Raw genomic sequence first — 8,717 nt, 5'->3', positions numbered from 1 at the left:
TTAAACCGGCGTGAAAAAGGAAAAAATCAGGCCGCAAATAGCTTTTATTTGTCGCTGGTTTTAATTATTTCACCGTTGTTCTTTAATATATATCCCCCATTGTCGACGCTAAAATGCGCTTGATTTCCCCGGCTGCTATAGATAGTAAAGCTGTCAGTTTTTTCTATGCAATGTTTCATAGTTTGCATATCTTTAAAACAGTATTGATCATCATCCTGGTTATCTTCCTGATAACCTTCACCAAAAAGCCAAACGGTAACCGAGAAAAAACCATTATCAGCTGGGGCAGGCAGATCATATTTTTCTTTAAGCATTGCGCGGTTCTCCTGCCACCACGCTATCTTATCCCTGTCGGTAAAAGGTAAGTTGTTGACCAGAATAGCGGCAGAGTGATTGCCTGTATGATGTACTGCTATAATTTTCACCGGGCGGCATGTAAGCCATAGGGCATAAGCCAGCAGCGCGCCGAAAATTATCAGAGAAATTTTGTGCTTCTTATTTTTCACTGTCATTGCGTACACCGCTAATATCGATAAAGGCGCTCATGTTCGTCATAAAAGGTTTAAAACCGAATTGAATATAGCGCTGCAGGACAAACCAGATACGAAACAGACGGAACTGGCTGAAGGTGAAGTGTGTCACGTCGTTGCAGTCCAGGCCAAAGTGATCCTGTATCCGGTAATATACCCGCGCATGGAAGCAATCATTATCAATCTTCAAATGTTTAATTGTGATATGTGTCGCCCATGTGTCGTGAACGCTAATACCCATTCCGTTAAAGTTGTCCTGTAATCTGTCGAACCTGGGTAATCTTCCATTAAGGATGTTTAGTCTGATTTCATTCTCCATTGCCTTAGGGTAACAACGGTCGTTCCAGTCAATATTCTTCTGTAAGACATGCTTTATTTTGATTAACGTGCTGTTTTCACTAAGCTCATTAACAATATGCTGTTTCAAAGCGCTCTTCAGCGTCAAGCTTTCAAAGGGAAAACCGCTGTTGCCCTGCATATGCGCGATCAGCTCTTTAATCAGCTGTCGGTACGGCCCGAAAAAGGCAAAAGCCTGCGCAAGATGACGGAACTCATCAAACAGAATATCAGCGCATGCTTCAACCGTCAGCTTTCTTCCAGGCCTGTGGGAACCATTAAACATCGACTGCGGCTGGCTAAACGGCGTCATTTCCATCAGCGTATAGGGATTTACGCGGGTAGACACATCCACCAGCTTAAAATCCCTTTTTAATTGATACTCGCTTAAATCGCCGCAGCGCGTATCGCTGGCGCTGCAATCATTCATCTTTTTTTACTTTTAAATACTGTGCAAGGCAAACGTAATGCGGTCAAATGCGTCATTCCTTTACTCTCGTCCATGATAAGCGTTACGCTGGAATAATAGGCATTAATCAGCATGGATGTAAATATTAGTTTATGCAAAGCAAAAAAACAGGATGGTATTAACAGGAAGCGTAATGCGAGGCATTGATAAATAAAATGATGAAATGCAGGGGAATAAATAAATGGTAAGAAAAATATTTAATCGCTCACTTAATAAATAGCGCCTCCGCGTTCAGGAGGCGCCCGTTTTTTTACTTCAGCGCCGCCAGCGCCGCATCGTAGTCAGGCTCGGTGGTAATTTCATCCACCAGCTGGCTATAGATCACCGTATCATTCTCATCCAATACCACAACCGCGCGCGCCGTCAGGCCCTGTAGCGGACCATCTACGATCGCCACGCCATAGTCATCCTTGAAGTTGCTGCCGCGCAGCGTCGACAGGGTTACCACGTTAGAAAGTCCATCGGAGCCGCAGAAGCGCGACTGCGCGAACGGCAGATCGGCGGAAATACATAGCACCACGGCGTTTTCCATTTCGCCCGCCAGCTGATTGAATTTGCGTACCGATGCCGCACAAACGCCGGTATCGATGCTTGGGAAAATATTCAGCACTTTACGCTTGCCTGCGTAATCAGAAAGGGAAACATCAGAAAGGTTTTTTGCCACCAGCGTAAAAGCTTTCGCCTTTTCGCCAGCCTGCGGCAGCTGGCCTGCTACGCTAACCGGATTGCCCTGAAAATTAACAGTCTGAGACATAATCTATCCTTTTACTTTTGCTTAACAAGGTTAACAGTGTAAAGGAACGCACTAAGGTGAGACAGTAAATTATATAACAGACACAAGAGACCGAAGCCCGTGGCGACGGCAGAGTTTGCGAGGCCCGCCACGTTGCTGTTTTACCTGATTATCATTAACGAGAGAAAAAAAGATGAGAACGGTTAAAGTTTATCCTGAAGCCTGGCCGCTCAATAAGCCTTTTGTTATTGCGCGCGGCAGCCGGGAACAGGCTGGCGTGGTGGTAGTGGAGCTGGAAGAAGAGGGCGTTAAAGGGGTGGGCGAATGCACTCCTTATCCGCGCTATGGCGAAAGCGAGGCGTCGGTGCTGGCGCAGATCGCCCTGATGCTGCCGCAGCTGGAGCTGGGCATGACGCGCGAAGCGTTGCAGACGGCATTGCCTGCGGGCGCGGCGCGCAATGCGATAGATTCGGCCTTGTGGGATCTCGCCTGCCGCCAGCAACGGCAAAGCCTGTGCCGACAGCTTAACGTGACGCTGCCGGATACGGTCCATATGGCGCAAACCGTGACTATCGACACCCCTGAGTCGATGGCGAGCAGCGCGTTGGCGCTGTGGGAAAACGGCGCGCGCTTGCTGAAGATTAAGCTGGACGATCATCTGATTACCGAACGGCTGATGGCGATTCGCAGCACGGTGCCGGAGGCGCGGCTGATTGTTGATGCGAATGAATCCTGGCGCAGCGAAGGGCTGGCGGCGCGCTGTCAGCTGTTGGCCGATCTTGGCGTAGAGATGCTGGAGCAGCCGCTGCCGGCAAATGATGATGAGGCGCTGGCGAACTTTATTCATCCGCTGCCGGTGTGCGCCGATGAAAGCTGCCATACCCGCGGCAATCTGGCCACGCTGCGTCAGCGTTATGACATGATCAACATTAAGCTCGATAAAGCCGGCGGCTTGACCGAGGCGCTGGCGCTGGCGGACGAGGCGGAGCAGGCCGGTCTGACGATTATGTTGGGCTGCATGCTTTGCACCTCGCGCGCCATCAGCGCCGCGCTGCCGCTGGTGCCGCGCGCGCGCTTTATCGATCTGGACGGCCCCACCTGGCTGGCGGTAGATGTGGAGCCCGGCCTGCATTTCGGTAGCGGCCGCATCGATTTCACGGCCGCCAGCTGAGTAGGCCGGTGAAGGCGCTGAGATAGCGTTCCGTCGCCTCGTCGGTAGAGATCGGCGGCAGTTCGACGGTGACGCAGGGCAGCGCCAGATCGGCGCACCAGCTGCCGAACGATCCCGGCGTGCTGTAGCCGACGCTGGCGACGCGAGTCAGTCCGGTCTGCGCCGCCAGCCATTCGCCGATCGGCGTCTGTTGCGGATCGTCGATGCAGGCCAGCGGCTCATGCAGAGAGACGACCCAGGCCGGACGCAGCTGGTGAATCAGCTGGCACAGCGCGGCGGTTTCCGGCTCGGAGGCGGCGCGCCCGCCGGTAGACAGGCGCACGTCGCGCGCTTCGGCGGCGCTGTTCCAGCGGTAGACCGTTTCTCCCGACTGCCAGTTGGCGGCGGGAAAGTTGCGGTTAAGGTCGACGCCGCGCGCGTTGGCGCGTAGTCCCAGCTGACAGCCGTCAGGATTGACCGCCAGCACCACATGATGTCGACGGTTGGCGCTGTGCAGAGTGCGCAGGGCGCAGGAGAGCGTTACCAGCGCCGCGCTCTCATCGCCATGGGTGCCCGCCAGCACCAGCCCGCTGTCGCTGTCCGCCTGCGCGGCGGGAAACCAGATTAGCGGTGCGCCCAGCACCGAGGTGCCATAGCGCGTCATTTCCACTTCCAGCGCGCCGCGCAACGGGCGCGGATATAACAGGGTCATCTTCAGCTCCTGTGAAAAGCGTCGCAGAGCGGCTCGACGGCGACGGACAATAAGCAAAACAGCTGGTTCGGGATCAATTATTTGCGCTAAAGTGCCGGTTAGCATAAGCCATCTCACGCTTTTGCCACTCCGGCAGCTTTAAGGGTAGGACAAGATGAAATCATTTCGCATTGCGCTGGGCGCCTTTTTACTGGCGACGCAGATGCCGACCATGGCGGCGCAGGTGCCGCCCGGCACAGAACTGGCGGCGCGCCAGGAGATCGTGCGCCATATCAAAGACGAGCCCGCCTCCCTTGATCCGATTAAAGCGGTTGGGCTGCCGGAAATACAGGTTATCCGCGATCTGTTTGAAGGGCTGACCAATCAGGACGCGCAGGGCAAGGTCGTGCCGGGCGTGGCGCAGAGCTGGCAAAGTTACGATAACCAGAGCTGGATTTTTACGCTGCGCCAGGATGCGCGCTGGTCTGACGGCGAGCCGGTCACCGCGCATGACTTTGTTTATGGCTGGCAGCGGCTGGTCAACAGCAAAAACGCTTCGCCGTTCGCCTGGTTCGCCGGGCTGGCGGCGATCCATAACGCCGACGCGATTACTGAGGGCAAACTGTCGCCGGAAAGTCTCGGCGTGACCGCGCTGGATAACTATCATCTGAAGGTAACGCTCGATCATCCCGTAGCGCACTTTCCCAGCCTGACGGCGCACGTCAGCCTGTTTCCCGCGCCGCGCAAGGCCATAGAAAAATGGGGCGACGCCTGGACCAAACCGGGCAACCTGATCGGCAACGGCGCCTATCAGCTGCAAAGCCGCGTAGTGAATGAGAAAATCGTTCTGACGCGCAATCGCCACTACTGGGATGACGCGCACTCGGTGTTGAACCAGGTCACCTTCGTGCCGATCAATGAAGAGTCCAGCGCCACTAAGCGCTACCGCGCTGGCGACATCGATATCACCGAATCTTTCCCGAAAAACCTCTACGGCATGCTGAAGAAAACCATCCCGGACGAGGTCTACACGCCCGATCAGTTAGGCACCTACTATTACGCGTTTAATACGCAGAAGGGGCCGACCGCCGACGCACGCGTGCGCAGAGCGCTCTCCTGGAGCATCGATCGTCGTATTATTGCAGAGAAGGTCTTGGGCACCGGCGAAAAACCGGCCTGGCACTTTACCCCTGATGTCACCGCTGGCTTCAGCCCGAAACCGTCGTTTTTACAACAGCACAGCCAGGCGGAGCTGAATTCTCAGGCGAAAGCGCTGCTGGCCGCCGCGGGTTACGGGCCGACCCGACCGCTGCGTTTGACGCTGCTCTATAACACCTCAGAGAATCACCAGAAGATCGCCATCGCCGTGGCCTCCATGTGGAAGAAAAACCTCGGCGCAGAAGTGAAGCTGCAAAATCAGGAGTGGAAAACCTACATCGACAGCCGCAACAGCGGAAATTTCGATGTGATCCGCGCCTCATGGATTGGCGATTACAACGAACCGTCCACCTTCCTGAGCCTGCTGACCTCCAGCCACAGCGGCAATATCGCCCGCTTCCATAACGCCGACTATGATGCGGTGCTGGCGCAGGCGAGCAAGGAAAGCAACGCTCAGACGCGCAATGAGGACTACAACCGGGCGGAACAGATTATTGATTCGCAGGTGCCGATTGCGCCGATTTATCAATACACCAACGGTCGCCTGATTAAACCGTGGGTCAAAGGCTATCCGATCAACAACCCGGAAGATGTCGCCTACAGCCGCCAGCTCTATATTCTGAAGCACTGAGGTTCAGGCGTCCCTTAACGAAACGAATGCGTCCTGTCGCCGTAACGGCAGGACGCGCCTCACCGGCCTCTGCTTCGACTGCCGCTATACTTTTATGCTGGTTGCTGATAACGCTGGCGCACTCTCATTGCGCTTTTCCCCAGCGATAACGCCTGGCGCCGCGCCGGAAGATTGATTCTGCCTGGCGGCGCGCTAGACTGTATCACATTGATTATGCGGCTTAAGAGGCATGACGTGAACGTCATAGAAGGAAAAGCGCTACAGGTATCGGATGCGATTATCGCCTGCCAGCTTGATGGACAGGGCGGTCTTATCCCGATTGAAGATAAAGATGTTATCCACTGCGAGCGGCCCTGTTGGCTGCACCTTAACTATACCCACCGGCAGAGCGCCGAGTGGCTCTCCACCACGCCGCTGATCCCGGATGCGGTGCGCGATGCGCTGGCGGGCGACAGCCTGCGTCCGCGCGTCAGCCGGCTCGGCGACGGATTTATGATCACGCTGCGCAGCGTTAACCTCAACAGTGATTCCCGTCCCGATCAGCTGGTCGCCATTCGGGTGTTTATCAACGATAAGCTGATTGTCTCCACGCGCCGCCGCAAGGTATACGCCATCGATGAGGTGTTGAACGAGCTGCAAAACGGCAATGGTCCGGTCGATGGTGGCAGCTGGCTGGTAGAGGTGTGCGACGTGTTAACCGACCACGCCAGTGAATTTATCGAAGACTTGCAGGATAAGATTATTGAGTTGGAAGATGCGCTGATGGATCAGAACGTGCCGCCGCGCGGCGAGCTGGCGCTGCTGCGCAAGCAGCTGATCGTGATGCGACGCTATATGGCGCCGCAGCGGGATGTCTATGCGCGGCTGGCCAGCGAAAAGCTGGGCTGGATGGATGATGATGAACGTCGCCGCATGCAGGAAATTTCCGACCGGCTGGGGCGCAGCCTCGACGATCTCGATGCCAGCGTAGCGCGCACCGCCGTGCTGGCGGATGAGATCGCCTCGGTGATGGCGGAAGCGATGAACCGACGCACCTACACCATGTCGCTGTTGGCGATGCTTTTTCTCCCGACCACCTTTCTCACCGGCCTGTTTGGCGTCAATCTGGGCGGCATTCCTGGCGCGGAAAGCCATCAGGGATTTGCGATTTTTTGTCTGATGTTAGTCGTACTGGTGGTGGGTGTTGCCCTGTGGTTGCGTAAACGTAAGTGGTTGTAGCGACAGGACCCGGTGAGGCAAGAAAGCGAAAAAAAGCTGATCGGTGTCAATAAACGTCAGCTACAGCTGGGGCAAACTCTTTCTCGCAGGTGAATGCAACGTCAAGCGATGGGCGTTGCGCTCCATATTGTCTTACTTCCTTTTTTTGAATTACTGCATAGCACAATTGATTCGTACGACGCCGGCTTAAACGCCGGCTTTTTTTTTGCCGCTTCGCCACTTAACGGCAAACTCCTCTACGCTTAAAGAAGTGAGCCAATGAGGAGGAGAGTATGCTGACTAAGTGGACACCCCATCAAATTTCCGCTTCCGATCCTGTGCCGACCGATCCCGTGCCGATTCCAGAGCCGATTCCGCAACCCCAGCCGCAGCCCGATCCCTCGCCGGACCCGGAACCCATTATCGATCCACCGCCGCATATGTGATCGCCGCCATACCGGTCATCTCCGGTATGGCGTTAAATACTATTTAATTTCCAGAATATCGAGACGCGCGCCGGGCGCGACATCATCTTCTTCCGGCTGCCAGCCGACAGGTTGCAGCGGCAGCGTTTCGCGGTCAAAGGCGAGATCGCCGCCGTCCACCACTTCGCTGCCGTGCTGAATGCTTTTGAAATCAAACAGCGTGGTATCAGCCAGGTGAGAAGGCACCACGTTCTGCATTGCGCTGAACATAGTTTCTATCCGTCCCGGATAACGTTTATCCCAGTCGCGCAGCATATCGGCGATCACCTGACGCTGCAGATTCGGCTGCGAGCCGCACAGGTTGCAGGGGATAATCGGATACTGGCGCGCAATGGCGAAACGCTCGATATCTTTTTCGCGGCAGTAGGCCAGCGGACGGATAACGATATGCTTGCCGTCGTCGCTCATCAGCTTCGGCGGCATGCCTTTCATCTTGCCGCCGTAGAACATATTCAAAAACAACGTCTGCAAAATATCGTCGCGATGATGCCCCAGTGCGATTTTGGTGCAGCCCAGCTCGGTAGCCGTACGGTAAAGAATGCCGCGACGCAGGCGTGAACAGAGCGAGCAGGTGGTTTTGCCTTCCGGAATTTTATCTTTGACGATGCCGTAAGTGTTCTCTTCGACGATTTTATATTCCACGCCGAGCGATTCCAGATACTGCGGCAGCACATGCTCCGGGAAGCCCGGCTGCTTCTGGTCAAGATTGACCGCCACCAGCGAAAAATTCACCGGCGCGCTCTGTTGCAGGTTGCGCAGAATTTCCAGCATCGTATAGCTGTCTTTGCCACCTGACAGGCAGACCATGATGCGGTCGCCTTCTTCAATCATATTGAAATCGGCAATCGCTTCGCCCACGTTGCGGCGCAGGCGCTTCTGGAGTTTGTTCAGGTTGTACTGCTCTTTTTTGTTATTTGGTTGGTTTTCTTGCATTTTTAATGTCTCAGGAACCAGCAAGGGCAGATAAGGGGCGGGATTGCTACATCGCCAGACGGGCATTAAGCCGATCGCCGTTCATTTCTTCAATCCAGGTGGTGTCACTATGACACACCCTTTGCGCGTTCTCATGCCCCATCTGGTTAGCGATAAATGACGGATTCGCACCGGCAGATAACAGCCAGCATGCATAAGTATGGCGCGTATGGTACGGATTACGCCGCCGAATGCCAGCACGTTTTACAGCTGCATGGTCAGGGGACGTCTGTTCTGTACAACTTTTGCTCTGGTTTGTGATCCATAAACCATCACAATAACCCATGAGACATTACGAAAAATCAGGTATTGTCCATAAATGTATGTTTATAAAAAGGCTGTTGGCTTTTTACATTGTCTGTTTT

General features: G+C 54.7%; 9 protein-coding genes and 1 pseudogene. 4 read left to right on the top strand and 6 right to left on the bottom strand.

All coding sequences use genetic code 11. From position 1 onward, the window contains the following. Positions 1 to 44 precede the first annotated feature (44 nt). The 3 genes from MYY08_RS12415 to tpx all read right to left on the bottom strand — a co-directional run bounded on the left by MYY08_RS12415 (position 45) and on the right by tpx (position 2,089). Positions 45 to 512: a DUF943 family protein gene (locus tag MYY08_RS12415; protein WP_038625996.1), complete on the bottom strand. Its 468-nt coding sequence runs from the start codon at positions 510 to 512 to the stop codon at positions 45 to 47. Then, positions 496 to 1,296, bottom strand: a complete 801-nt coding sequence (locus tag MYY08_RS12410) for a YPO3983 family protein (RefSeq protein ID WP_190295900.1) — start codon at positions 1,294 to 1,296, stop codon at positions 496 to 498. Before MYY08_RS12410 ends, MYY08_RS12415 begins: the two co-directional genes overlap by 17 nt. A 289-nt stretch (positions 1,297 to 1,585) precedes the next feature. After that, the gene (gene tpx, locus MYY08_RS12405; protein WP_190295899.1) at positions 1,586 to 2,089 is read right to left on the bottom strand and encodes a thiol peroxidase; all 504 of its coding nucleotides are present in this window, start codon (positions 2,087 to 2,089) and stop codon (positions 1,586 to 1,588) included. A gap of 172 nt (positions 2,090 to 2,261) precedes the next feature. On the opposite strand from tpx, the gene ycjG reads away from it, so the two are divergent. Next, entirely contained in the window at positions 2,262 to 3,239 is a 978-nt protein-coding gene (ycjG, locus tag MYY08_RS12400; protein ID WP_038626000.1) for an L-Ala-D/L-Glu epimerase, read from the top strand. Here the strand turns inward: ycjG and mpaA are convergent. Beyond that, the gene (mpaA, locus tag MYY08_RS12395; protein WP_288014410.1) at positions 3,223 to 3,930 is read right to left on the bottom strand and encodes a murein tripeptide amidase MpaA; all 708 of its coding nucleotides are present in this window, start codon (positions 3,928 to 3,930) and stop codon (positions 3,223 to 3,225) included. The genes ycjG and mpaA overlap by 17 nt on opposite strands. A gap of 154 nt (positions 3,931 to 4,084) precedes the next feature. On the opposite strand from mpaA, the gene MYY08_RS12390 reads away from it, so the two are divergent. From MYY08_RS12390 to ynaL, 3 genes are all read left to right on the top strand, one after another. Next, positions 4,085 to 5,698: a peptide ABC transporter substrate-binding protein gene (locus MYY08_RS12390; protein WP_288014408.1), complete on the top strand. Its 1,614-nt coding sequence runs from the start codon at positions 4,085 to 4,087 to the stop codon at positions 5,696 to 5,698. Between the two features lie 234 nt (positions 5,699 to 5,932). Continuing rightward, positions 5,933 to 6,916, top strand: coding sequence for a zinc transporter ZntB (gene zntB / locus MYY08_RS12385; protein WP_038626006.1), 984 nt, complete (start codon positions 5,933 to 5,935; stop codon positions 6,914 to 6,916). Positions 6,917 to 7,188: 272 nt separating this feature from the next. Further along, a complete protein-coding gene (gene ynaL, locus MYY08_RS12380) occupies positions 7,189 to 7,341 on the top strand; it encodes a proline-rich small protein YnaL (RefSeq protein WP_167401667.1) in 153 nt (50 codons plus the stop codon). Between the two features lie 39 nt (positions 7,342 to 7,380). On the opposite strand, the gene ttcA is transcribed toward ynaL, so the two are convergent. Together ttcA and MYY08_RS12370 are read right to left on the bottom strand one after the other, a co-directional pair. Beyond that, on the bottom strand, positions 7,381 to 8,313 hold the full coding sequence (gene ttcA, locus MYY08_RS12375) for a tRNA 2-thiocytidine(32) synthetase TtcA (RefSeq protein ID WP_038626007.1): 933 nt from the start codon (positions 8,311 to 8,313) through the stop codon (positions 7,381 to 7,383). A 46-nt stretch (positions 8,314 to 8,359) separates the two neighbouring features. After that, positions 8,360 to 8,569 (bottom strand): annotated as a pseudogene (locus tag MYY08_RS12370) (tyrosine-type recombinase/integrase); the annotation flags it as partial. Between the last annotated feature and the right edge of the window lie 148 nt (positions 8,570 to 8,717).

The organism is Mixta sp., assembly GCF_024610815.1.
In the GTDB taxonomy this organism is placed as follows: Bacteria; Pseudomonadota; Gammaproteobacteria; order Enterobacterales; family Enterobacteriaceae; genus Mixta; species Mixta calida.
Note: the sequence above shows the minus strand (reverse complement) of the source record. Positions and strands in the feature narration are given on the sequence as shown.

Bases quoted from the DNA above. Each gene is read 5' to 3' on its own strand.
- ttcA (WP_038626007.1), bottom strand. From the start codon at position 8,313: ATGCAAGAAAACCAACCAAATAACAAAAAAGAGCAGTACAACCTGAAC.
- MYY08_RS12390 (WP_288014408.1), top strand. From the start codon at position 4,085: ATGAAATCATTTCGCATTGCGCTGGGCGCCTTTTTACTGGCGACGCAG.
- tpx (WP_190295899.1), bottom strand. From the start codon at position 2,089: ATGTCTCAGACTGTTAATTTTCAGGGCAATCCGGTTAGCGTAGCAGGC.
- mpaA (WP_288014410.1), bottom strand. From the start codon at position 3,930: ATGACCCTGTTATATCCGCGCCCGTTGCGCGGCGCGCTGGAAGTGGAA.
- MYY08_RS12410 (WP_190295900.1), bottom strand. From the start codon at position 1,296: ATGAATGATTGCAGCGCCAGCGATACGCGCTGCGGCGATTTAAGCGAG.
- ycjG (WP_038626000.1), top strand. From the start codon at position 2,262: ATGAGAACGGTTAAAGTTTATCCTGAAGCCTGGCCGCTCAATAAGCCT.
- MYY08_RS12415 (WP_038625996.1), bottom strand. From the start codon at position 512: ATGACAGTGAAAAATAAGAAGCACAAAATTTCTCTGATAATTTTCGGC.
- ynaL (WP_167401667.1), top strand. From the start codon at position 7,189: ATGCTGACTAAGTGGACACCCCATCAAATTTCCGCTTCCGATCCTGTG.